Below are 25,653 nucleotides of genomic sequence, written 5' to 3' on the forward strand. Positions count from 1 at the left end.
GCGTGGTTGTAGATCGAACGAGTGGTGGCATCCGGCCGTGTAAGCCGCCTTGACGCGCGCCGCTCGCGGCACCGACCATCGAAGCGGGGACAACAGGGGAATCACGATGCACGATCGCAACCGTCGTGTGGGGCGTCGATGCGCGGGGACGGGGGCTGCCGCCATGGGCGTGCTGGCCATCGGCCTTGCGCTGGGTGCGCCGCCAGCCGGCGCGCAAGGCATCACGATCGACGGCGGCAGCCGCTGGCAGGCCGATGGCGCGCGCCATGCGCTCGATTGCACGCCGCTGACGAATGCGGGCCAGCTCGACGCGGACAGCGGCACGTTCGACGCGATGGGCGGCTTCGCCAACAGCGGCCAGGCCAGCGCGACGACGGCGATGCTGCGCGTCGGCGGCGACTGGGCGAACAGCGGCACGTTCGCGGCGGGGCAGTCGTCGGTGCAGCTGGTCGATGCCTGCAACGCCAACGCGGCATCGATCACGGGCGCGACGAGCTTCGCCTCGCTGTCGTTGAGCGGCAACACCGGCAAGCTCTACGCGTTCGAGGCGGGTGCCACGCAGTCGGTGCAGCAGTCGCTCGTGCTCGCGGGCGGACCGGCCGCACGGCTCGTCATCCGCAGCACGTCGCCGGGCGTGCAGGCGAATCTCGCGCTTGCGATGTCCGGCACGCAATCGATCTCGCGCATCGACGTCGCCGACATGCGCGCTCCCGACGATGCGGCCTATCTCGCGCAAGGCATGCCGGCGCAGTTCGACTCGATCGACTCGGGCAACAACACGCGCTGGTTCGGCGATTTCCTCGGTTCCGTCGCACTGCCGACGCTGTCGGCCGCGATGACCGCATTGCTCGCACTGCTGCTCGCCGCGCTCGCGTGGCGCCACACCACCGCGCGCCAGCGCCGGGGTGACGCATGACTTCCCTTCCCTCTTCGATGCCGGCGGCCAATGCCATGACGAATCGCTCTCCACGCATGCCCACGCTGCGCCCCCTCGCGAGCGCGATCGCCGTGCTCGGATTCGCCACGATCGCGACGAGTGCGCAGGCCCAGATCGTCGTCTCGCCGCGCGCGGGCTCGAGCTTCGAGGTTCGCAACCAGGCCGGCCAAGCCGTGCTCGTGGTCGAGGAAGCGGGCCGCATCCTGATCCCGGGCCTCACCTCGGCCGCGCCGGTCGACCGGGTGCTGTGCTTCTCGGCGGCGACGGGCGTGCTCGGGCCTTGCGCGGGCGGTGTCGGTGTCGGCCCCACGGGTCCTGCCGGCCCCGCCGGTGCCACGGGCGCAACGGGACCGACAGGCCCTGCCGGTTCGGTCGGTGCGACGGGTGCCGCAGGCCCTGCCGGACCGACAGGCCCGACCGGTGCTGCGGGCGCGACAGGCCCCGCAGGCCAGGCCGGTGCCACGGGTGCCGCAGGCCCTGTCGGCATAACAGGTCCTACCGGCCCCACAGGCCCCATCGGTCCGGCCGGCGAGCCAGGTCCGCCCGGACAGCCGGGCGCGAACGCGACGGTGAGCACGCTGCACGCGGTCGGCACCGCCGCGCGCACCAACGTGACGAGCAACGTGGCCACCGTCCAGCCCGGCCTGACCCTGACCTTCACGCTCACGCAGCCGACCTCCGTGATCGTGATCGCGACGATCGGCGCGAGGAACACGACCACCACCGGCGGGGCCGTGGCCGTCGTCGACAGCGTGATCTACGCCAACGGCGCCTTCCTGCCCAACGGAGGCTGGAACCGCTTCTCGGTGGTCAATCCGAACGGCAGTTCCGGCGTCGCGACCAATACGATCAACACGACCGTCGCGCTGCCGGCGGGCACGCACACGGTCGACCTGCGGACGTTGCGCAGCTCAGGTGCCGCGACGGTCGACATCGGTGGCAACGCTGCCGTCGACGTGAACGCCGGCGAGCTCACGATCGTGATTCCGCAATGAGCGCGCATGTGAGGGACGCCGCCGCGCAAGCCCGCGTGGCGAGATCATGGCCACGACGCGACGCTCGACCGTCGCACCTCGCGATCGCCATCGCGCTGGCTTCGCTGCCGGGCTTCGCGATCGCGCAGGTGGCGACGCCGCGCGCGGGAACAGGATTCGAGGTGCGCGACGCCGCGGGCAACCTCGTGCTCGATGCCCGCGAGTCGGGAGCGGTCTCGATACCCGGTGCCGCCGTTGCGGCGCCGGCCGATCGCCTCGCCTGCTCCGACGCCTCCACGGGCGCGCTCGGCAGCTGCCTCACGGGTACGCTGCCGGGCCCGACCGGTGCCGCGGGACCTGTCGGCCCCACGGGCGCCACGGGCGCGGCAGGTTCCCCGGGCCTTCCCGGCACGGCAGGCGCGCAAGGCCCGACCGGCCCCATCGGCCCTCAAGGTCTGCAGGGAGCGACCGGTGCACAAGGCACGGCGGGCGTTCCGGGAGCGGTCGGCCCCACCGGGCCGGCAGGTCCCGCCGGCAACGCGGGCAACGCAGGTGCTACCGGACCCGGCGGCGACGCCGGAGGCATAGGCGCAGCCGGTCGCGGCATCACCGTGCATCACGCGCGCGGCACTGCCGGACGTCTCGCGGTCTCGAGCGACACGCCGACGGTACAACCCGGCGTGTCGGTGACCTTCACGCTCGCCCAACCGTCGACGGTGATGATGTGGGCCTCGATCGGCAGCCGCACCACGCAGACGGCAACCGGTCTGAGTGCGATCGTGGACATGACGCTCTACCTCGACGGGACGCCCGTGCCGGGCGCCAGCCGCTTCACCACCCTCAACGGCACGTCGAGCAACGTGTTCGGCACCGGTGCGCTTACAACGGCGAGGAGCATGGTGGCCGGCACGCACACGGTCGAGCTGCGCACGGCGCGTGTCGAGGGCAGCGTCCCGGTCGATATCGGTGGCAACGGCACGTTGGATGTCAATCCCGGCGAGCTGACCGTGCTCGTGATGCCGCCGTGACGGAACGCGATCACGCACGCTGCGCGCGATCCCGCTTCGCATCCTGCCGCGGCGGCTGCCCGAAGAAGCGGCCGTACTCGCGCGTGAACTGCGAGGCGCTCGCATAGCCGACGCGCGTCGCGGCCTGACTCGCGGCGAGTCCGCCGCCGAGCATGAGGCGGCGCGCCTCGACGAGGCGCAGCTGCTTCTGGAACTGCAGCGGCGACAGCGACGTCGTCGCCTTGAAATGGCGCCGGAACGCCGACGGGCTCATCTGCGCCGCGGCGGCCAGGCGCTCCGCAGGAATCGTCTCGCGGAAGCCCGTGCGGATCAGGTCGATCGACGCGGCGATGCGGCGCGTGTGGCCGTGCGGCGTGGCGAGCGCGCGCAACGCGGGACCGTGCGCGCTGCGCAGCAACCAGTAGTGCAACTCGTGCAGCACGCCCGGCCGCACGAACGGCTCGGCCTCGGGCGCATCGAGCAGACGTACGAGGCGTGACGCGCAGCCGAGGATGTCGTCGTCGAGCGGTGCATCGAACACGCTTGCGGCTACGGACTGCTGCATGTGAGGTGTTTCAGCGAGGCGCGCTTCTATCGCATGCAGCACCGCGAAGTCGAGCTCGATCGCGACCGCGAGGTACGGCGCCTCGACGCTGGCCTCGACGATGTGGCCGACCACGGGCAGGTCGATGCCGACGATGACGGCCTGACCGGCGCGCGCGAGACGCGTGTCGCGTCCGATCGTCATGCGCTTGGCCCCTTGCAGCACGAGGCAGACCAGCGGCCGGTAGACCGAGCGCATCGGGCCCGCCAGCGCACGCACGCGCATCATGCGCAGGCCCGGAACGTTCGTGACGACGAGGCCGTCGGCATCCGCATGCGCGTCGGCATGGCGACGCACGGTGCGCAGGAGGTCGGTCATCGCGAGGTCGTCGGTCACGGGGCGGCAGTCTACGCGGCCCGCCGCGCGCGCAAGGCCGCCTGGCGCGGAACGGGCAAGCCTGCGGTCGGAATGGGCAACTTCGATCGTTGCGAGGCACGTCTACTCTGCATCGTCGCGATGTCGCGAAGACCCACGAGGAGCCGCATGACCCCGACCGACCACGACCTCACCTCGCCCACGCGCCGCCGCGTGCTCGCCGGTGCTGCAACGCTTGCACCTGCGCTGCTCGCCGCAGGCAGCCTCGCCAGGGCGGCCGGCGACGATGGAAAGATCACCGCGACACCGTCGACACGCAGCGCGCTCGTCACCGGCGCCTCGCGCGGCATCGGCGCGGCGATCGCACGGCGGCTCGCCCGCGACGGCTTCCGCGTTACCGTGAACTACCTCGGCCGACGCGACGAGGCGACCGCGGTCGTGCGCGCGATCGAACGCGACGGCGGCACCGCCGCAGCCGTACAGGGCAACGTCGCCGATGCCGCCGCGGTCGCCAAGCTCTTCGACGCGCATGCCGCCGCATTCGGCGGTGTCGACGTGGTCGTCAGCAACGCCGGCATCATGCGCCTCGCGCCGTTCCGCGAGATGTCCGACGACGATTTCGACCGCATGCTCGCGGTGAACGTGAAAGGCAGCTTCAACGTGATGCGCGAGGCCGCTCGCCGCGTGCGCGACGGCGGCCGCATCATCACGCTGTCGTCGAGCATCACCCAGCTGCGCACGCCCACCTACGGACCCTACGCCGCGAGCAAGGCCGCGCAGGATCTGTTCGCAAGCGTGCTGGCCAAGGAACTCGAAGGCCGCCGCATCGCCGTCAACGCGATCGCGCCGGGTGTCGTCGACACACCGCTGTTCACGCAAGGCAAGACGGCGCAGCAGATCGAGGGCTTCGTGCAGCGCACGCCGCACAAGCGCCTCGGCACGCCCGACGACATCGCCGGCGTCGTGTCGATGCTGTGCAGCGAAGACGGCGCGTGGATCAACGGCCAGGTCGTCTACGCGAACGGCGGGATCGTCTGACGCAAGATCCGGGTACAAGGCCCGGGGTCAGGTTCATCTTCCCTTTGCAGCACGTCGTGAACCGATGCGCCGCTCGAGAAAATGAACCTGACCCCAAGCTTCGGCACTTCAGCGCCGCGCCGGCTTGCTCCCGAAGAACCGTCCCGCGATGTCACGCGCGAGCACCTCGGCCTGCACGAGCGTCGCGACGGGCTCGGCGTCGACGCGCTGGCGCACGACGTGGAGACCGTCCACGTCCCACAGGTCGAGTACTTCGAGCACGTAGACGCCGCCGGCACGCGCCGCGATCGTCGCGGACCAGCGTCGACCGTCGAGCATGCCGCTACGCACATGCGGTGCCGCCTTCGGCTCGTGTGACATGACACCCCTCCCCTGTCTGGGGTCACGTTCATTTTCACATGCGCCGCTCACGATCGCGCGAATCCATGCCGAAAAAAAAATCAACCTGACCCCATGCGTTGAGGGGCGGAAGCTGGCTTGCAGCGCTCCTGCGCCTTCGAGCAAGCTCGCACCATGGACCTCGCTCCCGCGCTGCTGCTCGCCCTTTTCGCGGTCAATGCGATCGCTTCGATCGCGGTCGCGTTCGTGCGTGGCAGCACGTCGACCCAACGCAAGCGGCAATGGGCGCTGATCTGGTGCGTCCCCGTGTTCGGCGCGACGGCGAGCATGGTGTTCGCGATGATCGAGACCGCGAACGCGCAGCGCGCACGCGGCGAGGTCGCTGCCGACCACCACGGTGACGAACCGGGCTTCGTGCCGATCGGCGGTCTCGACAGCTGCCCGGCCGACGCGTACGGAGGCGGCTCGGGACACTACGCCGGCGATGGCTGCGGCGGAGGCGATGGTGGAGGTGACGGTGACGGCGGCGGCGGTGGAGGCGGGGGCGACTAGGTCGTTCTTCGCTCCTGCCTGTTCGCATGCGGGACACGATGTTCCGTCACCCGAGGTCACGGCATCTGCTGGATGCGAGGCCGCAAGGCATCGTGGTTGGACGCGTCCCGACGGAGAGCCGATCACGTGATCGAGACATCGAACGCTCCACGGCAAGCCGACGCACAGTGCGTCCGCGGCGCATCCTTCCGCTCCGCGTGCAGGACAGGCGTCGCTGCCTTGCTCGCCTTGACTTGCGGCACGGCCGCTTCTTCCGACAGGGATATCGAGCGCGATCTCGCCAGATTCCCGGGGCGGGAGGAACCCGACTTCAATCCCGAGCGCACGGCCGCACTCGCCGTCGTCAGCCGTGACGATGTCGAAGAAGGCGGCTACGCCCACACGCTGCTGCTGCGCGATGTGGCACGCGGCACCGACGCGGAGATCCTGGCCTTCGCACGCCACATCTCGGTCGGTTGGCATCCCGACGGCGCGCTGTTCTTCGTCAACGATCACGAAGGCAGCGACACGACGAACTGCCGCGTGGGCCGGCGCGACGCCGACGGCGGCGTCACGTGGTTGCCGACGCGCATTCCGGCCAGCGAGCAATGCTGGAACCTCGGCGCCCACCACTGCTACCGCATCTGCACGGCCTGGCGCTCGGACACGCGCGTCGAGGCCCACATCGTCTACTACCGTGACGGTGTCGGGAGTGACCACGACTTCGTGATCGACGTGGTACCGGAAGATGTCACCGCTTCCGGCACCAGGAGCCCCTGAGCAGCAGCACACTGGTCAGCGCGCAGGCAGTGCATGGCGACCTCCCTTGATTGAACGAGACACAAGGGTCCGGGCGTACGACCGGCATCCTGGTCGTCGGCGTGCGCCGCTGCGCGATCGCCCGTCCGGATGCCGCTGGGATCGGATATCCGGACACCGCTTTGACGAAGCGTGGTGAGCGCTCGACAAGCCCCCTCTCCCCAACCCCTCTCCCGCGAGGGGAGAGGGGCTGAAGACACGCGGCTACGATGTCGCCCCCGCCCCCCCAACGTCATGCCTTGCGCGGCATGGCAGGCACTTCGAATCTCGCATCCGACGCTCCCTCCCCAACATCAAGCCCGGGCAACGACCTCGCCGACAAGACGCCCTCGGCCCCTCTCCCCTCGCGGGAGATGGGTTGGGGAGAGGGGGCACGTCGACACGAAGGTGGCTCCACGACACACCTCGTCGTCGCGTCGCATGGTCGATCCGGACGTCGAATCCCGCATCCGGCAAGCCCTCCGCAGCGACAGGCACACGCAACGCATCTCGCCGGTAAGGCACCCTAAGCCCCTCTCCCCTCGCGGGAGAGGGGTTGGGGAGAGGGGGAAGGAAGCGTCGACACGAAGGTGGCTCCACGACACACCTCTTCGTCGCATCGCGTTGTCGATCCGGACCGCGCCCGATCGTCGCACCATGAAGAGCCGCACGAGGAGCGCGCCATGCCGCTGATGACGCCGAGCCCGCCTGCGCGGTACCGTGCGGCCGCCTGCAGTGGAGCATCGCCATGAGGGACGCCACCTACCGCTGGGTCATCGTCGCGGTCGGCGCACTGCTCGGCTGCGTCGCGCTCGGCGCGATGTTCTCGCTCGCGATCTTCCTCGACCCGATCACGCGCACGACGGGCTGGTCGCGCACCGGCATCTCGTTCGCGATGACGCTCAACTTCCTGTTCATGGGCGTCGGCGCGCCGTTGTGGGGCGCGATCAGCGACCGTGTCGGCGCGCGTCCGGTCGTGCTCGCCGGCGTCGTGCTGCTCGGCCTCGCGCTGGTGCTGGCGAGCCGGGCGGAATCGCTCGGCGTGTTCCAGCTCGTCTACGGCGTGTTCGTCGGCCTCGCTGCAAGTGCGTTCTTCGCACCGCTCATGGTGCTGACGACGGCATGGTTCGACCGCCATCGCGCACTGGCCGTGTCGCTCGTCTCGGCCGGCATGGGCGTCGCGCCGATGACGATCTCGCCGTTCGCACGCTGGCTCATCGATGCCTCGGACTGGCGCACGGCAATGCTCGCGATCGGCGTGCTCGCGTGGGCGATGCTGCCCGCCGCGCTGCTGCTGCGACGTGCGCCGCAGGTGGTCGCCACGTCCGGCACGATGGACGCAGCGGCCGTCGGCGTGGGAGGCATGGGCGTCGGAGAGGCTTTGCGCTCGCGCCCGTTCATCGTGCTCGCGCTGACGTTCTTCGCCTGCTGCGCCGCGCACTCGGGGCCGATCTTCCACATGGTCAGCTACGCGATCGTCTGCGGCATCGGCCCGATGGCGGCCGTGAGCATCTACAGCGTCGAAGGCTTCGCGGGCCTGATCGGACGCCTGCTGTTCGGCGTCCTCGCCGATCGCCTCGGCGTGCGCCACGTCATCGTCGCGGGCCTGCTGCTGCAGGCGATCGCGATCGGCGGCTACGTGGTCGCGCGCGACCTGCGCGACTTCTACGCTCTCGCGCTGCTGTTCGGCACGGCCTACGGCGGCGTCATGCCGCTCTACGCCGTGCTCGCGCGCGAGTATTTCGGCCCGCGCTCGCTCGGTGCGGTGCTCGGCACCGCGATGATGCTGTCGAGCCTCGGCATGGCGTTCGGCCCCGTCGCAGGCGGATGGCTGTTCGACACCTGGGGCGACTACGGCTGGCTGTTCATCGGCTCGTGCCTGGTCGGCCTCGCCGCGGTCGCGATGGCGTTGGCGTTCCCGGCGCCGCGCGAACCGGAGCGCGCAGCGGCCTGAGCGAGCCACATCCTGCCGCCGTCTTCGAGCGGATTCGAATGACGCGACGCGCGCCGGTGCGACGACGCGGACGCGCGGACCCACGCCGTGCGAAACCTATACTGATGCGATGCGCATCCTCATCGTCGAAGACTCCGAGCAGCTCGCCGGTGCCCTGCAAGGCCACCTGCGCCGGCAAGGCCATTCCTGCGACCACGCTGCCGACGGTGCGGCCGCGCTCGATTTCGCGGAGCGCTATCCCTACGACCTCGTCGTGCTGGACCTCATGCTGCCGCGCCTGCCCGGCCTCGAGGTGCTGCGCCAGCTGCGCGCACGCGGCCAGAGCATGGCCGTCGTGGTCGTGTCGGCGCGCGACCAGATCGTCGACCGCGTCGCCGCGCTCGATGCCGGCGCCGACGACTACCTCGTCAAGCCGTTCGCACTCGAGGAACTGCTCGCGCGCCTGCGTGCGCTCGCGCGACGCCCGGTCGACGCCTCGCCTGACCTCGTCGCGCTCGGCGAGCTCTCGGTGGACCGCCATACGCGCCGCGGCCGCTGGCAAGGCCGCGACCTGCAGCTGACGCCGAAGGAATTCGCCCTGCTCGACCTGCTCCTGCGCTCGCGCGGCCGCGTGCTGTCGCGCGTGCACCTGTTCGAACGCCTCTACGACAGCACCAGCCCCGCCTCGGACAAGGCCATCGAGGTCATCGTCAGCACGCTGCGTACCAAGCTCGCGCGCGCCGGCGCCGGCGAACCGATCCAGACCCGTCGAGGCTTCGGCTATGTCGTCGACTGAGCGCCGCCCCACCTGGTCGATCCGGCAGCGCCTCGCCGGCAGCCTCGCGCTGGTCATCGTCGGCGTGCTCGCGCTGCTGTTCGTGGTCCTCGACGCGCGCATCAGCGAAGGCATCGCGAGCCATCTCGACGAGGAGCTCGTGCAGCGCGCGCGCAGCGTCGAAGCCGTGCTGCTCGCGCACGGGCCGTCGACGCTCGAGCAGCTCATGCCGAGTTACCGCATGCCGGGCCACATGGAGTTCTTCACCGTCTACGACGGCGACGGCCAGGCGTGGCTCATGTCGAGCAACAGCGACGGTGTCGCGCTGCCGCGTCCGGACGGCGCGCACACGCCGCACCATTTCGACGTGCGCACGCCCGACGACCACGCCGCACGCGGCTTCGCGCTGCCGCTCGAGACAGGCCCGTATCGCGGCTCGACACTCGTGCTCGCCACCGAGCGCGAGGACTGGGATGCGTTCCAGCAACGCATCCACCGTACGCTCATGGTAGGCATCGCGCTGGCGACCACCATCGTGGTCGTGCTCTCGCTGCTGCTCGTGCGGCAGGCGTTCGCGCCGATCGAGCGCGAGCGCCGGCGCATCGCGACACTCGATCCGCAGGGCAACGCGCCGCCGCTCGGCGTCGGCCTGCCGAGCGAGCTCGCTCCGCTCGCCTCGGCCTACGACACCGGCGTCGGCCGTCTCTACACCGCGATCGAGCGCGAGCGCCGCTTCTCGCGCGACATCGCCCACGAGCTGCGCACGCCCGTGGCCGAGGTGCGCACGGGTGCCGAAGTGGCGCTCGACTCGGGCGACGCCGCATCGCTGCGCGAAGGGCTGCGCACCGCGGTCGCCGCGACCGACCGCATGCAACGCAGCATCGACACGCTGCTCGCGCTCGCACGATTCGAATCGGGCCAGGAAGCGCCGGCGCTCGACCCGCTCGACCTCGCCGCGCTGCTCGCCCAGCACGTGCATTGGCTGGCGCCACGCGCCGCCGCACAAGGTCGCGACCTGCACCTGTCCGCCTCGGCGCCCGCATGGATCCACAGCGATGCCGGCATGCTCGAACGCATCGCCAGCAATCTCATCGATAACGCGATCGAGTACGCCCCGGCCGGCAGCCGCATCGACTGCCGCGTCGAAAGCCTGCGCGACGACGCGGGCCGCGAGCATCACGCACTGTGCATCACCAACGAGGCGCCCGACCTCGTCGCCACGGATCTCGAACTCATCGGCAGCCGCTTCTGGCGCAAGGGCGAGGCCGGCGGCACCAGCCGGCATGCCGGCCTCGGCCTCGCGCTGTCCGGCGGCTTCGCGCAGGCGCTTGGCGTGAGCCTCGCGTTCGCGTTGCGCGATGGCCGCCTCGAGGTGCGCGTGGGACGTTTCGCCGCACTCTGAGGCGTCGTATCCGCGCGATCACGCTTCGCACCAAAGCTTGCGCAAAGCTTGGCCCGGCATGCTCGGGAATCCGCCGCCGAGACCGTCCGCGCCATGCCCTCCACACCCGTCGCCGCCTCGCGGCGCCTGATCCCCTGGCTTGCCGCGATCGCGGTGGCCGCCGTCCTTGCCGCGTGGCTGTGGCCGCGCACGGCCAGCGAAGCGCATGCCGAGAATGCCGGCACGAACGAGGCGCGCGTCGAAGAAGGACGGCTCGGGCTGACCGCCGACCATCTCGCCGCGCTCGGCATCGAGACGGTCGAGGCCACCGCCGCGACGACGCTGCCGCTCGCCGGTCTCGCTGCCGAAGCGATCGCGCCGATCGAGGGCAGCGCGCGTGTCGCCGTACCCTACGCCGGCGTGGTCACGCGCGTGCTCGCCGACGAAGGCAGCGACGTCAGGCACGACCAGCCGCTCGTGCGCATCCAGAGCCGCGACTGGCTGCGTGCCGAAGCCGAGTTCGCGCAGGCCCGCGGGGAAGCCGAGGCCGCACGCCAGCAGGCCCGCCGCGACGACCAGCTGCTCGCCGAGGGCATCATCGCGACCTCGCGCCGCGAGGAGAGCCGTGCACGCGCGCTCGCCGCGGAAGGCCAGCTGCGCCACGCGCAAGGTGCCGCGAGCGGCCTGCGCGGCGTGCGCGACGGCGTGCCGGGCGAGTACGAACTGCTCGCGCCGATCGACGCGCGCGTGCTGCATCGTGCGGTCACGCCGGGCCAGTCGGTGGCCGCGCTCGACGAGGCGTTCGCACTCGCCACGGTGGACGCGCTCGACGTGCTGTTCACCGTGCCCGTCTCGCTCAGGGACCGCCTCGCGACGGGCCTGCACGTCGATCTCCCGGGCGGGCTCGGCGAGGTCGTCGCGGTCGCCGGAAGCACCGACGCTGCCACGCAGCGCCTGCGCGTGCGGGCGCGCACCGAAGGCCGCACCGGGCTCGTGCCGGGCCAGCACTTCACTTTGACGCTGCAGCTGCCCGCGCCGGAAGGCGCGGTGGCGATCCCGGCGCGGGCGCTGCTGCCGAAAGGCGAGCGCGCGATCGTCTACGTGCGCGATGCAGGCGGCGACGCCGCGACGACGTGGTTCCGTGCCGTCGACGTGCAGCGCGTCGGCGGCGACGACACGACTGCCGTCGTCACCGGCCCGCTCGGCGCCGGCCAGCACGTCGTCGCACGCGGCGCGAGCGCGCTCAAGCCGCTGCTGTCGGCGGAGTAGGCCATGCTCGCTTCGCTGATCGATTTCTCGCTGCGCCAGCGCGTGCTCGTGCTGCTCGGCCTGGTCGCGATCGCCGCGGCCGGCGTGTTCGCGTTCCTCAAGCTGCCCATCGATGCCTATCCGGACATCTCGCCGACCCAGGTCAAGCTGATCCTCAAGGCGCCGGGCATGACGCCCGAAGAGGTCGAGACGCGCGTGGTCGCGCCGATCGAGATGGAACTGCTCGGCGTGCCGAACGGCACGATGCTGCGCTCGACCGCGAAATACGCGATCGCCGACATCACGCTCGATTTCGCCGAAGGCACCGACCTGTACTGGGCGCGCCAGCAGGTCGCCGAACGCTTTGCGGCGGCGTCCGATGCGCTGCCGGGCGGTGTGGAAGGCGGCCTCGCGCCGATCTCGACGCCGCTGTCGGACGTCTACATGTTCACGCTCGAAGGCGGTGATCTCAGCCTCGCCGAGCGCCGCACGCTGCTCGACTGGACGCTGCGTCCCGCGCTGCGCACGATCCCGGGTGTCGCCGACGTCAACGTGCTCGGCGGGCATGTTGACAGTTTCGCCGTGGTGCCCGACCGCGCGCGCATGAATGCGGCCGGCCTGCACTTCCGCGACCTCGTCGACGCGGTCGAACGCAACAACCGCAACGACGGCGCCGGCCGCCTCGGCTCCGGCGAGGAGACGCTGATCGTGCGTGCCGAAGGCGCGCTGCGCACGGTCGACGACCTCGCCGCGATCGTCGTGCGCGGCGGCATGCCGCCGCTGCGCATCGGCGACGTCGCCGAGGTGCGCACCGAGGCGCTGACGCGCTACGGCGCGGTCACGCGCGACGGCGAGGGCGAGGCCGTGCAGGGCATCGTCGTCGCGCTGCGCGGCACCGATGCGTCGCAGCTCGTCGGCGAAGTGCGCACGCGCCTGGACACGCTCGCCGAAGGCCTGCCCGCGGGCGTGCGCATCGTGCCGTTCTACGACCGCAGCAGCCTCATCGAGCGCGCGATCGCGACCGTGCGCAACGCGCTGCTCGAGGCGACGGTGCTCGTCGTGATCCTGCTGCTGCTGTTCCTCGGCGAGCTGCGTGCCGCGCTCGTGGTCGCGCTGATCCTGCCGTTCGCGGCGCTCGGCACGTTCCTGCTCATGCGCTGGACCGGCCAGAGCGCCAACCTCATGAGCCTCGGCGGCCTCGCGATCGCGATCGGCCTGCTCGTCGACGCGGCAGTGGTCGTGGTCGAGAACGCGGTCAGCCGCCTCGATCCACACGCACCCGGCGCGTCGCTGCCGCGCCTGCACCGCATCTACGCGGCCGCGGTCGAGGTCGCCACGCCGGTGGCCTCGGGCATCCTCATCATCTGCCTGACGTTCCTGCCGCTGCTCGCGCTCGAAGGTCTCGAGGGCAAGCTGTTCGCGCCGGTTGCGCTGACCATCGTCTACGCACTCGGCACGTCGCTGCTGCTGTCGCTGACCCTCGTGCCGGTGCTCGCCTCGCTGATGCTCAAGGAACGCGAGCACAGCGAACCGTGGCTCATGCGCAAGCTCGACGGCGCCTACGTGCCGCTGCTCGACGCCGCGCTGCGCCACCCGCCGCGCGTGGTCGGCGTGGCCGTGCTGTCGCTCGTGCTCGGCGCGGGCGCCTACGTCGCCACCGGCAAGGCCTTCATGCCGACGCTCGACGAAGGCGACCTGCTGATCCAGTTCCAGAAGTCGCCGTCGATCGCGCTCGACACCTCGCTCGAGGTCGACCTCGCGGTCGAGCGCGCCGTGCGCGAAGCGGTGCCCGAAGTGCTGCACGCGATCGCGCGCACCGGCTCGGACGAACTCGGCCTCGATCCGATGGGCCTCAACGAGACCGACCTGTTCATGGAGCTCGCGCCGCGCGACACCTGGCGCGTGCGCGACAAGGACTGGCTGGCCAACGAACTGCGTACGGTCATGGCGCGCTTCCCGGGCCTCGAGTACGGCTTCACGCAGCCGATCGAGATGCGCATCTCCGAGATGCTCACCGGCAGCCGCGGCGACGTCGCGATCAAGCTGTTCGGCCCCGATCTCGACACGCTGGGCGAGCTCGCCCAGCGCATCGCCGCGACCGTCGAGAACGTGCCCGGCGCGCAGGACGTGCTCCTGCAGAGCACCGACGGTGTCGACTACCTGCGCGTCGCGATCGATGCGCAGGCGGCCGGCCGTGCCGGGCTTGCCGTCGCCGACGTGCAGGACGAGCTGCGCGCGCAGGTCGAGGGCATCCGCGCCGGCGAGGTCATCGCGCCCGATCGGCGCATCCCGATCCTCGTGCGCGGCGGCGGCGAGGTGCGCGATTCGGTGCCGCGTTTCGGCGAACTGCGCCTCGCGCGCGGCGAAGCGGGGGACGTGCCGCTCGCCTCGCTCGCACGCATCGAGCCGGTGACCGGCCCCGTGCGCGTCAACCGCGAGAACGGTTCGCGCTTCGCGCTCGTGCAGGCCAACGTCGACGGCAGTCGCGACCTCGTCGGCTTCGTCGACGAGGCGCGCGCGGCGGTCGAGCGCGAGGTGCCGCTGCCGGCCGGCTATCGCCTCACCTGGGGTGGCCAGTTCGAGAACCAGCAGCGCGCCGCCGCGCGACTCGGTCTCGTCGTGCCGGCCGCACTCGCGCTGATCTTCGTGGTGCTGTTCACGACCTTCGGCTCGGCACGCCAGGCGATGCTGATCCTCGGCAACGTGCCGTTCGCGATGGTCGGCGGCATCGTCGCACTGTGGCTGTCGGGGCAATACCTGTCGGTACCGGCCTCGGTCGGCTTCATCGCGCTGCTCGGCATCGCCGTGCTCAACGGCCTCGTGCTCGTGTCGCACTTCAACCAGTTGCAGGGCACCGGCCTGCCCGCCGATCGCATCGTGCGCGAAGGCTCGAGGCGGCGCCTGCGTCCGGTCATGATGACCGCGACGATCGCCGCGCTCGGCCTCGTGCCGCTGCTGCTCGCGACCGGCCCCGGCTCGGAGATCCAGCGCCCGCTCGCGATCGTCGTGATCGGCGGCCTCGTCTCGTCGACCGCGCTGACCCTGCTGCTCCTGCCCGTGCTGTACCGCCGTTACGGCATCGCCCCGACCGCGCCCGTGGAGGCCGCCTCGTGAGCACCACGCTCGTCCGCCTGACCCTCGTGTTCCCGACCTCGCTCGAGAGCGCGATCACCGAAGCGCTCATCGAGCATCCGACCTCGCCGGGCTTCACGCTGCTGCACGCCGAAGGCCATGGCAGCGACTTCCAGGGCACCTCGGTCGCCGAGCAGGTGCGCGGACGCATCGCGCGCCGCGTGCTGTGGATGGTGCTGCGGCCCGAGCAGTCCGAGGCGATCGTCGCCGCGCTGCGCGAACAGATCCCTTCGCACGACGTGCGCTGGTGGGAAGAACCCGTCACGCGTCACGGGAGGCTCGCATGAACACCCTGCTCCGGCATGCCGTCCGCGTGGCACTCGCCATGCTGCCGTTCGCAGCGTACGCGCAGGATTTCCTGCCGCCGCGCGAACTCGCGACCTCGGCGATCGAACGCCACCCCGATGTACTCGCCGCACAGGCGCGCACCGATGCGGCCGGCGCGCACGCCCGCGCGCTCGAACTCGGCAGCCACGGCTTCGAGGCGAGCGTGAGCCCGCTGCGCCGCAGCGTCGACGGTGACGGCCGCTTCAACGAGTGGGAAGTCGAAGTGAGCCGCGGCATCCGCCTGCCCGCCAAGGCGCGCATCGACCGCGAACTCGGCGCCCTCACGCGCGACGAGGCCGACCTCGCGCTGCTCGATGCGCGACGCGACGTGTCGCTGCGCCTGCTCGCCGTATGGATGGCGTGGCTGCGCACCGACGCGGAGGCACAGCTGCAGGCCGAGCAGCACGCCTCGCTGCAGGCCGCACGCGAAGCGACGCGTCGCCGCGTGGACCTCGGTGACGCCGCACGCCTCGATCTCGACCTGCTCGATGCCGAAGTCGCCCTGCTGCACGCGACCGCGCTGCGCAGCGATGCGGCACGCGACCGAGCGCGACGTGCGCTCGCGTCGGAGTTCCCGGCGCTGCCGTTGCCCGAGCGCGCGCCCGTGCTGCCGGAGCCCGACATCACCGACGACACGGCACGCCCCGACCGCGCGGAACTCGTCGAGGCGTCGCCCTCGCATCGCGCCGCCGCCGTGGGCGCGCGCCGCCTCGACGCCGCGGCCGAACGCGCGCGCGCTGAACGCCGCCCCGATCCGAGCATCGGCCTGCGCATGCTCGACGAGCAACGCGGCCACGAACGCAGCGTCGGCCTCGTGCTGAGCCTGCCGTTCGGCAGCCGTCACCTGCGCGCCCTGTCGAGCGCCGCCGATGCCGAGGCGATCGCCGGCCACGAGGATGCGCGTGCGAAGCGTCTCGCGATCGAGCGCGGCATCGACGAAGCACTCGCCGAGGCCGACACCACCGTCGCGCAATGGCGCGCGCAGGCCACCGCGCTGGCCTCGGCCGAAGCCGCCGCGCGACGCACCGCGCGTGCGTGGGAGCTCGGCGAGATCGCGTTGTCGGAACGCCTGCTGTCGGAGCGCAACCACCGCGACGCCGCGCACCAGGAGCACCTCGCGCGCGCCGATGCCCTCGAGGCGATGCAGCGCCTGCGCATCGACGGCGAGCTGCTGTGGGCATCCGCAGTGCCCTGACCGGCGCGCCATCTCGTCGACGGTGACGCCCACCCGTGACGGGTGGGCGCCTGCTTCGGCATGTGCGTGAGCTGCTTCCGTACCGTCCTGCGCCTCCATCGGCGAGGCCGTGTTCTCCGCGTGTGCGTCGTCCAGGTTCCGCGGCCTCGCTGGATCGCGCACACCCGTGACCACGGAAGACGCATCGCATGACTATTCGACTGCTGCACGCCCTCGGCGTGGCGATCCTCGCGAGCCCGTTCTCGACCGCCGCGGCCGTGACGATGGCGCCCCAGGGCTCCATCACGCGGCCTGCCGGCGTGCTTCCACGCGGCGTCGCGCCGACCGAGTGCGCGATCTTCCGTGACGATTTCGAACTCGCCGACGTGCTGTTCTGGCACGGCTTCGACGGACTGGGCCACCTGCAACCCGGCAGCGGCGGTGGCGCATCGACCACCTACACGACGAGTGGCGGCTACCGCATCGTCATCGACCGCCACACGATCTCGATCACCGATCCGATCGCGCGCAACACCGTCGAGCACTGGGGCGATCCGCACGAGAACCTCAACGGCAAGCACATCAAGGATTGGGGTGGCGCGCCCGGCTGGGACGGTTCGCAGCGCACGATCCTGCTCGACGACGGCACCAAGGTCACGATGACCGCGGCCGGCGCGCAAGGCGTCACGCTGTACACGTCGATCTACGACGGCACCACCGAGCTTCAGCTCGACAACACGGCCAACCGCATCCTGCTGCACGCGACGAACGCCACCTCCGGATCGTGCCGCGAACGCCTGCAGCACGACGGCGAGACCGCGATCTTCCACACCGACCGCGCGACCGGCGTCGCCACGTACTCGAACCGCTACAACGAAGATCCCTCGTTCCATCGCACGACGTTCGATACGCCGCTCGGCTCGACCGGCGGCTTCGCCAACCCGAACCAGGTCAACGACTACTTCGACGATCCGCGCCTCGGCCACACCTGAGCAAGAAGTCGAGCCGCGATCATGGCCATGCGGTGAGGACATGGGGTCAGGTTCATTTTCCTGGATGCCACGTTCGCATGAGCCTGTGTCCCCCGGAAAAATGAACCTGACCCCATGTTGTTGGTTTGCGAACCCGAACCAGATCACCGGCTACTTCGACGCCCCGCGCCTGGGCCACACCTGATCGCTTCGATGCGCACACGCTGCCGCGGCCGGGTTCGCCCGGGCTCCTTCGCGGCACCACCGCTTCAGATACGCGCCTTCTGCCCATGGGGTCTGCCCATGGGGTCTGCCCATGGGGTCTGCCCATGGGGTCTGCCCATGGGGTCCAGGCCATGGGGTCAGGTTCATTTTCCTGGATGCCACGCTCCAGGCCATGGGGTCAGGTTCATTTTCCTGGATGCCACGCTCGGGCACGAACTCGCGCCACGGGAAAATGAACCTGACCCCATGATGTTGCACCACCGTCGGCCGACGCACTCGCACGCCGTTTTCCTACGGCACGACGCATCACGCTGCGCATGCCACCAGCGACAGGCGCAGACACGATGGTCGCTCCCTGCACGGAAGCCGCTCCATGGCCCGCCTTCCCCGTATCGACCTCGCCGGTGTTGCCCAGCATGTCGTCCAGCGCGGCAACAATCGGCAGGCCTGCTTCGTCACCGAATACGATTTCGTGCGTTATCGCGAAGAGCTCGAAGACGCCGCGACGCGCCACGCGTGTTCGGTGCACGCCTGGGTGTTCATGACGAACCACGTGCACCTGCTCGTCACGCCGTCCGAGGTGGGCGGTGTGTCGCGCATGATGCAGGCGATCGGGCGTCGCTACGTCGGCGGCTTCAATGCGCGTCACACGCGCACGGGTACGCTCTGGGAGGGCCGCTTCAAGGCCGCACTTGTGGCCGGCGATCGCTACGTGCTCGCCTGCTACCGCTACATTGAATCGAACCCGGTTCGCGCGGGCATGACGGACACCGCCGCCGGCTATCGATGGTCCAGCCACGCCGTGAATGCGCTCGGGCAGCGCGACGCACTCCTCGTACCGCACGAGGCCTACCTGCGCCTCGACGTCGACGGCGAGAATCGACGCATCGCCTACGCGGCTCTCTTCTCGCGCGCACTCGATGACGCCACGATCGCCGCACTGCGAACGCATACCGGCCAGCAGTGCGTGTGGGCTCCCGATGACGTGACGGCATCCCTGGCGAGGTCGGACCGCCGTTCTGTCCACCCGAGGCCACGCGGTCGCCCCACACTCTCGACATGAGCGCGGCGGAATCGCGAGATCCCTTCCCCTGGGGTCAGGTTCATTTTCCCCGAGAGTGGGCGTCCAGCGACGATCCGCGTTGACGGGAAAATGAACCTGACCCCATGACGTGGATTCCAACGACGTAGAAGCGGCGGTATTCGCGAGCCTTAGAATGCGGTCTTCTTCGGGACTCGGGAGTCCACCATGGCGCCACCGATCCCGCGCGGCCTCGTGCGACGCCTCGGCATCGCGCATCCGCTGCTGCAGGCACCGATGGCCGGCGTATCGGATGCGACGCTCGCGATCGCGGTCGCGCGCGCCGGCGGGCTCGGCGCGATCGCCGCGGCGACGCTTTCGCCTGACGCGCTGCGCGATGAAGTCGCGCGTTTCCGGTCCGCGATCGATGCGCCGCTCAACCTCAACTTCTTCGCGCATCGCGACGTCGCGCCGACGCCCGCGCAGATCGAGCGCTGGCGCGCGACGCTCGCGCCGCTGCATGCGCGCCTCGGCATCGAACCATCACACGAAGCCGGTGCCGCGCGCCGGCCATTCGACGACGAGGCCGCTCGCATGGTCGAACAGCTTCGCCCCGAGGTCGTGAGCTTCCACTTCGGACTGCCCGATGCCGCGCTGCTCGATCGCGTCAAGGCGAGCGGCGCGCTCGTGCTGTCGAGCGCGACCACCGTCGCCGAAGCGCGCTGGCTCGCCGACCACGGCGCCGATGCGGTGATCGCTCAAGGCTGGGAAGCCGGCGGCCACCGCGCGATGTTCCTCGACGACGACATCGACGGCCAGGTCGGCACGTTCGCGCTTGTGCCGCAGATCGTCGATGCGATCGACCTGCCGGTGATCGCCGCGGGCGGCATCGCGGACGGACGCGGCCTGGCCGCGGCGCGCCTGCTCGGCGCCGATGCGGTGCAGATCGGCACGGCGTTCCTGCGCAGCGCCGAGGCGACGACCCCGCCCGCGCATCGCGCCGCACTCGAGCGTGCCGATGACGCCTCGACGCGCCTCACCAACCTGTTCACGGGTCGGCCCGCGCGCGGGCTGCGCAACCGCCTCGTCGACGAACTCGGTGCGATGTCGTCGCAGGTGCCGCCTTTTCCCTACGCTGCCGGGCCGCTCGCGGCGCTGCGCGAGCACAGCATGCGCGAAGGTGACGGCGACCATGTCGCGATGTGGGCCGGCCAGGCTGCAGCGCTCGCCCGCGCCGAGCGCGCAGGCGACATCGTCATGCGCCTCGTGTCGGAATCCGAGGCGTTGCTGGCGCGCTGAGCCGAAGCTCGCCCGTCACAGGAAGGGGGTCAAACGCCCGGGGTCAGGTTCATTTTCGTGCGGGGGCCGCGTGCTCCGCGGGCCCCGCCGGAAATGAACCTGACCCCATGCCGTCAGAGTCCACGTGGTCCAGCCGAGCCGCCGCGCTCGCGTTTCGCGTCGGAACCCGAGGTACTGCCGGCGTGCGCGAATGGGGTCAGGTTCATTTTTCGTGCGAGGGCCGCGTGCTCCGCAGGCCAAGCCGGAAAATGAACCTGACCCCATGGCGGCAGACCCCGTGCCGTGCAGGGTGATGCAGGGTCCGATTCCTGCGGTGCGTGCGCTACGCTGCCGCCCCGCCTGCACGCCCGATGCCTGATGCCCGATCGCCAAGCCCTCGTCCTGCTGCCCGGCCTGCTCTGCGACGAACGCCTCTGGCGCAATGTCGCGGACGGCCTCGCCGATATCGCGGACATCACGATCGCGGACCTCACGCAGGATGCGAGCGTCGTGGACATGGCGGCACGCGTGCTCGCCGCGGCGCCCGAACGCTTCGCACTGGGCGCGTTGTCGATGGGCGGCTATGTCGCGTTCGAGATCCTGCGCCAGCAGCCGAACCGCGTCTCGCGTCTCGCGCTGCTCGACACGTCCGCCGCACCGGATTCGCCCGAGCGCGCGAAGCAGCGCCGTGCCGGGCTGCGCCTGCTCGAACAGGGCCGCTTCCTCGGCGTGACGCAGCTGCTGCTGCCCAAGCTGGTGCACGCGACGCACCTGCGCGACGGCATCGGCGACGAGGTGCGTGCGATGGCACGCCGTGTCGGTCCCGAGGCGTATCGGCGCCAGCAGCGCGCGATCCTCGAGCGTCCCGATTCACGGCCGCTGCTGCCGACGATTGCCGTACCGACGCTGGTCGTGGTCGGCGAAGGCGACGTGCTCACACCGCCGGCCGAGGCCGAGGCGATGCAGCAGGTCATCTCCGGCGCGACGCTCGCGCGCATCGCCGACTGCGGGCATCTCCCGCCGATGGAAGCGCCCGAGGAAACGACACGGCTGCTGAGGCGATGGCTCACCGGCTGATCGGAACGCGCGCCTCCAGCGTCACGCTGCATGCCGGTCGGTTCACGTCCCCTGCGACACGATGGCCACCGCGCACGCGTCGACATCGGCGACGCGATGGCGCCGTCAGCCCGGAGGACCGTCCCCGACGCGAGCGCCGCGTGGACCGGATACGGGATCGAAGCCCTCCGCGAAGATACCGTCCTCGACCGGCACGATGGCCAACGTAAGGCGGTCGACCGTGGGCCAGATCGAGCCGCCGCCGGACGGCGCCCTCCTCACCGTGATGTTGACGGGCGGGTGATCGGACACCACGCCGAAGAAACTCGATGTCGTCGCGCCCACAATCGTGTGCGTCACCGCCTGATCGCCGTCCGTGGCCGTGACGATGATGTCGCCGCTGCGGAACGTACCGCCCGCATCGCTGCCGAACATCTCCGCGCCCACGGCCACCACGCCGGCGGAGAACCCGTCGAACGTGATCGTGTCACCGGGCAATGTGGTCGACAGCCACGGATCGAAGGCCGATCCCGCACCGTGGAAACCCGTCGTCGAATGCGCCGTGTACGGGTAAGCCCCCGCGACACGCTGGATCGGGCTGGTCGCCTGGCTGCCGACCGGGAAACTGTCGTAGGTGTCGATCCCCGGGGACGTCACCGCGGCGAGGAAATCCGCCCGGGATTCGAACGTGACGATCGAAGCGCGCGCGAACCCGGGCGCCGCGACCTGCAGCGCCACCAGCATCGCGATCCACGGCATGCGCATGCCCATGGGGCGACTCCACAGGGAACGGGATGTCCCCGCTACCGCGCATGCTGCTCCATCCACGCGGCGATGCAAGCGCGGCGATGCCGAGGCGCTCGCGACGATCGCATCCGCCCGGCTGTGCAGCGCGCTTGCGTGCGCTCCGTGTGGGCAGGCCGATGGGCCACCGTGCTCCCGCTCGCCATCCGCAACGGCGTCGTCCTTCGAGCACGGCGCCGAGGCCCGCACCACACCCGCACCAAGGCGTGTCGTCAAACGCGTTCCTACGATCCGACGGGCCGCGACGGCATGCGCCCGGGTGAGGGTGTCGACGGTCGACCACTGAAATCCGGAGGCCGGCGTCACGGCGGTCACGAGGACGCCGCGCAGCGTCACATCGTCGACGTCACGTCGCCGGGCACTGGCGCTGACGTCGAGCAGCGCCGCATCGCTTTCCGAGGTCTAGTCGAAGCCGCTGCTGAAAATGCTGTCGCTCAGCGGAATCATGGCCAGCGTAAGATCCTCGACGGCAGGCCAGGTCGAACCGCCGGCGGGCTGATTCGCCCGCACGCTGAAGGTGATCGGCGGGCGCGTGGAGATGATGCCGTAGAAGCTCGACAAGGTCGCAGCGCTGTACGTGCGCGTCACCGTCTGGTCGCCATCCGTGACTGTCACGGTGATGCTGCCAGGCTGGAAACCACCGGCGATGTTGGTTCCAAAGACGTCGGCCCCTACCGCGGACACCTCCGCCGGGAACTGCTCGAACGTGATCGTTCCGCTGGCGTTGGCCAGGGACAGCCATGGGTCCGCTGCGGTCCCCGCGCCGTAGAAGGAGGAGGAACCGCGAGCCGTGTAGGCGTAGGGCCCCGCACTGCGCAGCGTCGGACTCGGTGTCGGTGAGGTGAGCGGGACGCCGTCGAAACCGTCGACACCCTCCGCGGTGATGGCGGCCATGAAGCTGGCCCGCGACTCGTACGCGAAGATCTCCGCATGCGCGGCGAAAGAAGTGAGAAGCAGTAACGGCGCAACAACATTGGCGACCCGCGATGTACACACACCCATGTCCGACTCTCTTGCTGAGCACACACCCTGTGTGCGGATCTTGCGTGATCCCCTAGGCAATTCACATGGGCGTGCGCCCACCCTCGCACCTATGCAGCCCGGTTCTGTCGGTGCGGGGCATCGCCGTGCAAGCTCGGACCATGCACGTCGACCGCGCACGTCACCGATCGCCTAGTCGAAGCCGTTGCGGAAGATGCGATCGACCGGCCCGGCCGCGGCGAGCGTCAGGTTGTCGACGGTCGGCCACACCGGATTGCCGGCGACCTGCAGCGCGGTCACCTTGAACGTGATCGGCGGCCGCGTGGAGATCACGCCGTAGAAACTCGACGTGGTCGCCCCGCCGTAGGTCCGCGTCAGCGTCTGGTCGCCGTCGGTGACGGTCACGGTGATGTCGCCGGGCCGGAAGGCACCGTCGAGGCCGCTCCCGAAGACATTCGCACCCACCGCGCCGACGCCCGCGGAGAATCCGTCGAACGTGATCGATTCTTCTGCACGAGCCGTCGACAGCCAGGGATCCGCGGTGCTGCCCGCACCGTAGAACGAACTCTCCGTGCGCGCCAGGTACGCGTGCGGTCCCGCGCTGCGCAGCATGGGGCTCGGCGTCGGCTCCGTGACGGAGAAACCGGCGTACGTGTCGACTCCCGGCGATTCGATCGCGGCCTCGAAGCCGGCGCGTGTCTCGAAGGCGAAGATCTCCGCCTGCGCGGCGGACGATGCGAGAAGTACAAGCAGCGTGACAGCGTTGGTGATGCGCGAACCCACACCCATGGTCGACTCCGTCGGAAAGAACGCGCCCCTGTCCGCGGATCTTGCGCGATTCGCGACGCCGTTCACATGGGCATTCCGCCTATGCGTCAGGCGTGGTGAACGCCGTTGGCCCGTATCACGTGGCACGATCAAGCCATCGAACCGCCGCGCGGCCGTGCGAATCCGCGTTCTCCTGCTCGAAATCGTTGCGGAAGAGGCGGTCTGCCGCCGGCTGCCGCATCGGGACGTCCCTTGCCGTGGCCCCGCACGACGCGACGCGACGTGGTGGAGACCATGACCCACCGAACCGCCTTCCACGCCGTGCCCCGGACGCCCCTCCAGCGCAGGTTCCGCGTGTCGATCGTGCTCTGCTTCGTCATGCTGGCCGCGTGCGCGAAGCCGGCGGTGCATGCCCCCGGGCGAACCGATCCTGCGGACGATGCCGGTCCCCGGAGCGCCGCGGATGCCGGCCACGATGCCTGGACGCTGCCGGGCACGTTCTCCGAATTCACGACCATGGACGACCTGCGCGGACGCTTCGGCGCAGGCAACGTCGTGATCGTCGCGTCACCCGAGGAAGGTGCACCCGATGCGCGAAGCGTCGTGCTGTTCCCCGATGATCCCGTGCGTCGCGCCTACGTCCGCTTCCACGACGATGCCGAACTCGCGCAGCTCGCGAGCGTCGAGATCCGCGACGCGGACTCGCGGTGGCGCGGCAAGCACGGCGTGCGCGTCGGCATGACGCTCGCCGAGGTACGCGCGATCAACGGCAAGCCGTTCTACCTCTCCGGCTTCGACAGCCGGGGGCGTGGGTATGCACGCGGACAGTGGAGCCCCGCGCTGGACGACGACGACGGCAGGCTCGGTGCACTCGACGTCGATGGGGAGGACCGACTGTACTTCGGCGTCGACTTCAGGCTGCGTGCCGGCGCCAGCGCACGTGACGGCAGCGCGTGGCCGCGCGACGAGTACCTGTCGAGCGAGGATCCGCGATGGCCGGACCTCGGCGAGGCGGTCGTCGTCGACGCCATCCTCGCGTGGAGCAGCCTCGACGACGAGTGGCAGTGATGCCCGGGCGATGCGGAAAACGCCCGGTCCGATGCGGGGCGAACGTGCGCGCGCGACACGCACAACGCGCGCCCCTTTCGCAGCGAGCAGCCTGTCGCGGATCGCCTAGGCGCTGACGTCCCTGGCCGGCTCCGGCTCCACGATGTCGCCACGCGTGGGAAGGATCTTCGAGGCACGCAGGTCCTGGAAGAACCTCGAGAGGATGCGGTCGACCGCCGCGTTGCGCACGTTGGCGAACTTGTTGAAGTCGAACAGGGCGATCGAGTCCTTGATCGGCTCCTCGTACGTGAAGGTGTGCAGCGTCTCTCCGCCGAGTTCGACCGAGATCTCCACGGCGTGGATTTCCGCAATCGGCGCCGGCACGATGAACAGCGTCGCCGCCGAGGCCATCGCGGCGGCCGTCACGGCCGCCGAGTTCTCGGGAGGTTTCACGGCGTAGGTGATCACGATCGTGTACGGCCATCGCGCGCGCCGCGAGCTCACGTCGGTGAACTGCTGGGCGACCTCGACCGATTCGCGCAGATAGCGCATGAGATCGGCCTGCCACGGCGTCACGTAGTCGCCGGCATCCACGAACAGGTTGACCGGGGGAAACCGCTCGCTTTCGGCCACGGCGACCGGCGTGGGTCGCTTGTGGGGCGTGCTGCATGCCGACATCGAGAGGCAGGACACGGCCAGCAGAAACGAAGCGATGATCGAACGCATGCGTGAGCCCCCTGAAGCTCCCTGGTGCGACCGGCAAGGTCGCGAGACGTCGTGGACATTCCTTTCGACGGCGCCACCCATGGAAGGATGTCGCCTCGACAGACAGGGGACGGAACGTGCCTGCCGTGACGCGGTCGCAACGTTCCATTGCGTCACGGCGACGATTGATCCCGACGCATGGCGCGGCCAATCGACGTGTGCATCCGAGCTGGATTCCCCGTCGGCATACTGCGTGAACCCGCGGAGGGCCGTCAAGGCGGCTC

Annotated in this window: 24 protein-coding genes; 18 read left to right on the plus strand and 6 right to left on the minus strand. The window is 70.3% G+C overall.

Annotation, left to right across the window (positions count from 1 at the left end):
* Window positions 1-163 precede the first annotated feature (163 nt).
* Genes ACQQ2N_RS01125 through ACQQ2N_RS01135 form a run of 3 tightly spaced genes read left to right on the plus strand, consistent with a single transcriptional unit; the run spans window position 164 to window position 2,939 of the window.
* Window positions 164-916, plus strand: coding sequence for a hypothetical protein (locus ACQQ2N_RS01125; RefSeq protein WP_440223830.1), 753 nt, complete (start codon window positions 164-166; stop codon window positions 914-916).
* Window positions 917-972: 56 nt separating this feature from the next.
* The gene (locus ACQQ2N_RS01130) at window positions 973-1,932 is read left to right on the plus strand and encodes a hypothetical protein (protein ID WP_440223831.1); all 960 of its coding nucleotides are present in this window, start codon (window positions 973-975) and stop codon (window positions 1,930-1,932) included.
* A gap of 35 nt (window positions 1,933-1,967) precedes the next feature.
* Window positions 1,968-2,939, plus strand: coding sequence for a hypothetical protein (locus tag ACQQ2N_RS01135; protein WP_440223832.1), 972 nt, complete (start codon window positions 1,968-1,970; stop codon window positions 2,937-2,939).
* A 10-nt stretch (window positions 2,940-2,949) separates the two neighbouring features.
* On the opposite strand, the gene ACQQ2N_RS01140 is transcribed toward ACQQ2N_RS01135, so the two are convergent.
* Window positions 2,950-3,840 (minus strand): AraC family transcriptional regulator N-terminal domain-containing protein, encoded by an 891-nt coding sequence (locus tag ACQQ2N_RS01140; protein ID WP_440223833.1) that lies wholly within the window; start codon window positions 3,838-3,840, stop codon window positions 2,950-2,952.
* A 291-nt stretch (window positions 3,841-4,131) separates the two neighbouring features.
* Here ACQQ2N_RS01140 and ACQQ2N_RS01145 point away from each other — a divergent pair, with 291 nt between their 5' ends.
* Window positions 4,132-4,875: an SDR family oxidoreductase gene (locus ACQQ2N_RS01145; protein ID WP_440225693.1), complete on the plus strand. Its 744-nt coding sequence runs from the start codon at window positions 4,132-4,134 to the stop codon at window positions 4,873-4,875.
* A 108-nt stretch (window positions 4,876-4,983) separates the two neighbouring features.
* Here the strand turns inward: ACQQ2N_RS01145 and ACQQ2N_RS01150 are convergent, their stop codons facing one another.
* The gene (locus ACQQ2N_RS01150; RefSeq protein WP_440223834.1) at window positions 4,984-5,235 is read right to left on the minus strand and encodes a hypothetical protein; all 252 of its coding nucleotides are present in this window, start codon (window positions 5,233-5,235) and stop codon (window positions 4,984-4,986) included.
* A 153-nt stretch (window positions 5,236-5,388) separates the two neighbouring features.
* Here ACQQ2N_RS01150 and ACQQ2N_RS01155 point away from each other — a divergent pair, with 153 nt between their 5' ends.
* The 13 genes from ACQQ2N_RS01155 (at window position 5,389) to ACQQ2N_RS01215 (ending at window position 21,085) form a co-directional block, all read left to right on the plus strand.
* Window positions 5,389-5,766, plus strand: a complete 378-nt coding sequence (locus ACQQ2N_RS01155) for a hypothetical protein (protein WP_440223835.1) — start codon at window positions 5,389-5,391, stop codon at window positions 5,764-5,766.
* Between the two features lie 219 nt (window positions 5,767-5,985).
* On the plus strand, window positions 5,986-6,525 hold the full coding sequence (locus ACQQ2N_RS01160; RefSeq protein WP_440223836.1) for a hypothetical protein: 540 nt from the start codon (window positions 5,986-5,988) through the stop codon (window positions 6,523-6,525).
* A 766-nt stretch (window positions 6,526-7,291) separates the two neighbouring features.
* The gene (locus ACQQ2N_RS01165; protein ID WP_440223837.1) at window positions 7,292-8,497 is read left to right on the plus strand and encodes an MFS transporter; all 1,206 of its coding nucleotides are present in this window, start codon (window positions 7,292-7,294) and stop codon (window positions 8,495-8,497) included.
* Window positions 8,498-8,606: 109 nt separating this feature from the next.
* Window positions 8,607-9,272, plus strand: a complete 666-nt coding sequence (locus ACQQ2N_RS01170) for a response regulator transcription factor (protein WP_440223838.1) — start codon at window positions 8,607-8,609, stop codon at window positions 9,270-9,272.
* A complete protein-coding gene (locus tag ACQQ2N_RS01175) occupies window positions 9,259-10,653 on the plus strand; it encodes a histidine kinase dimerization/phospho-acceptor domain-containing protein (protein ID WP_440223839.1) in 1,395 nt (464 codons plus the stop codon). The genes ACQQ2N_RS01170 and ACQQ2N_RS01175 overlap by 14 nt, the downstream gene beginning before the upstream one ends.
* Window positions 10,654-10,746: 93 nt before the next feature.
* Entirely contained in the window at window positions 10,747-11,901 is a 1,155-nt protein-coding gene (locus ACQQ2N_RS01180; RefSeq protein WP_440223840.1) for an efflux RND transporter periplasmic adaptor subunit, read from the plus strand.
* Between the two features lie 3 nt (window positions 11,902-11,904).
* The gene (locus tag ACQQ2N_RS01185; RefSeq protein ID WP_440223841.1) at window positions 11,905-14,994 is read left to right on the plus strand and encodes an efflux RND transporter permease subunit; all 3,090 of its coding nucleotides are present in this window, start codon (window positions 11,905-11,907) and stop codon (window positions 14,992-14,994) included.
* Entirely contained in the window at window positions 14,991-15,299 is a 309-nt protein-coding gene (locus tag ACQQ2N_RS01190) for a DUF3240 family protein (protein ID WP_440223842.1), read from the plus strand. The genes ACQQ2N_RS01185 and ACQQ2N_RS01190 overlap by 4 nt, the downstream gene beginning before the upstream one ends.
* Window positions 15,296-16,534: a TolC family protein gene (locus tag ACQQ2N_RS01195; protein ID WP_440223843.1), complete on the plus strand. Its 1,239-nt coding sequence runs from the start codon at window positions 15,296-15,298 to the stop codon at window positions 16,532-16,534. Before ACQQ2N_RS01190 ends, ACQQ2N_RS01195 begins: the two co-directional genes overlap by 4 nt.
* A gap of 188 nt (window positions 16,535-16,722) precedes the next feature.
* The gene (locus ACQQ2N_RS01200; RefSeq protein ID WP_440223844.1) at window positions 16,723-17,505 is read left to right on the plus strand and encodes a hypothetical protein; all 783 of its coding nucleotides are present in this window, start codon (window positions 16,723-16,725) and stop codon (window positions 17,503-17,505) included.
* A gap of 577 nt (window positions 17,506-18,082) precedes the next feature.
* Entirely contained in the window at window positions 18,083-18,772 is a 690-nt protein-coding gene (locus tag ACQQ2N_RS01205; RefSeq protein ID WP_440223845.1) for a transposase, read from the plus strand.
* 186 nt (window positions 18,773-18,958) lie between these two features.
* Complete coding sequence (locus tag ACQQ2N_RS01210) at window positions 18,959-20,029, plus strand: NAD(P)H-dependent flavin oxidoreductase (protein ID WP_440223846.1); 1,071 nt, start codon at window positions 18,959-18,961, stop codon at window positions 20,027-20,029.
* 282 nt (window positions 20,030-20,311) lie between these two features.
* Window positions 20,312-21,085: an alpha/beta fold hydrolase gene (locus tag ACQQ2N_RS01215; protein WP_440223847.1), complete on the plus strand. Its 774-nt coding sequence runs from the start codon at window positions 20,312-20,314 to the stop codon at window positions 21,083-21,085.
* Window positions 21,086-21,190: 105 nt separating this feature from the next.
* On the opposite strand, the gene ACQQ2N_RS01220 is transcribed toward ACQQ2N_RS01215, so the two are convergent.
* The 3 genes from ACQQ2N_RS01220 to ACQQ2N_RS01230 form a co-directional block, all read right to left on the minus strand.
* The gene (locus ACQQ2N_RS01220) at window positions 21,191-22,204 is read right to left on the minus strand and encodes a hypothetical protein (RefSeq protein ID WP_440223848.1); all 1,014 of its coding nucleotides are present in this window, start codon (window positions 22,202-22,204) and stop codon (window positions 21,191-21,193) included.
* Between the two features lie 66 nt (window positions 22,205-22,270).
* Window positions 22,271-22,762 carry a hypothetical protein gene (locus tag ACQQ2N_RS01225; RefSeq protein ID WP_440223849.1) on the minus strand — a complete coding sequence of 164 codons (492 nt, stop codon included), beginning with the start codon at window positions 22,760-22,762 and terminating at the stop codon, window positions 22,271-22,273.
* Window positions 22,763-23,041: 279 nt separating this feature from the next.
* Window positions 23,042-23,704: a hypothetical protein gene (locus ACQQ2N_RS01230; protein WP_440223850.1), complete on the minus strand. Its 663-nt coding sequence runs from the start codon at window positions 23,702-23,704 to the stop codon at window positions 23,042-23,044.
* Between the two features lie 267 nt (window positions 23,705-23,971).
* On the opposite strand from ACQQ2N_RS01230, the gene ACQQ2N_RS01235 reads away from it, so the two are divergent.
* Window positions 23,972-24,685: a hypothetical protein gene (locus tag ACQQ2N_RS01235; RefSeq protein ID WP_440223851.1), complete on the plus strand. Its 714-nt coding sequence runs from the start codon at window positions 23,972-23,974 to the stop codon at window positions 24,683-24,685.
* Between the two features lie 105 nt (window positions 24,686-24,790).
* Here ACQQ2N_RS01235 and ACQQ2N_RS01240 read toward each other — a convergent pair whose 3' ends face one another.
* Window positions 24,791-25,390 (minus strand): hypothetical protein, encoded by a 600-nt coding sequence (locus ACQQ2N_RS01240; protein WP_440223852.1) that lies wholly within the window; start codon window positions 25,388-25,390, stop codon window positions 24,791-24,793.
* Window positions 25,391-25,653 lie beyond the last annotated feature (263 nt).

Source organism: Dokdonella aquatica (assembly GCF_051987395.1).
In the GTDB taxonomy this organism is placed as follows: Bacteria; Pseudomonadota; Gammaproteobacteria; order Xanthomonadales; family Rhodanobacteraceae; genus Dokdonella.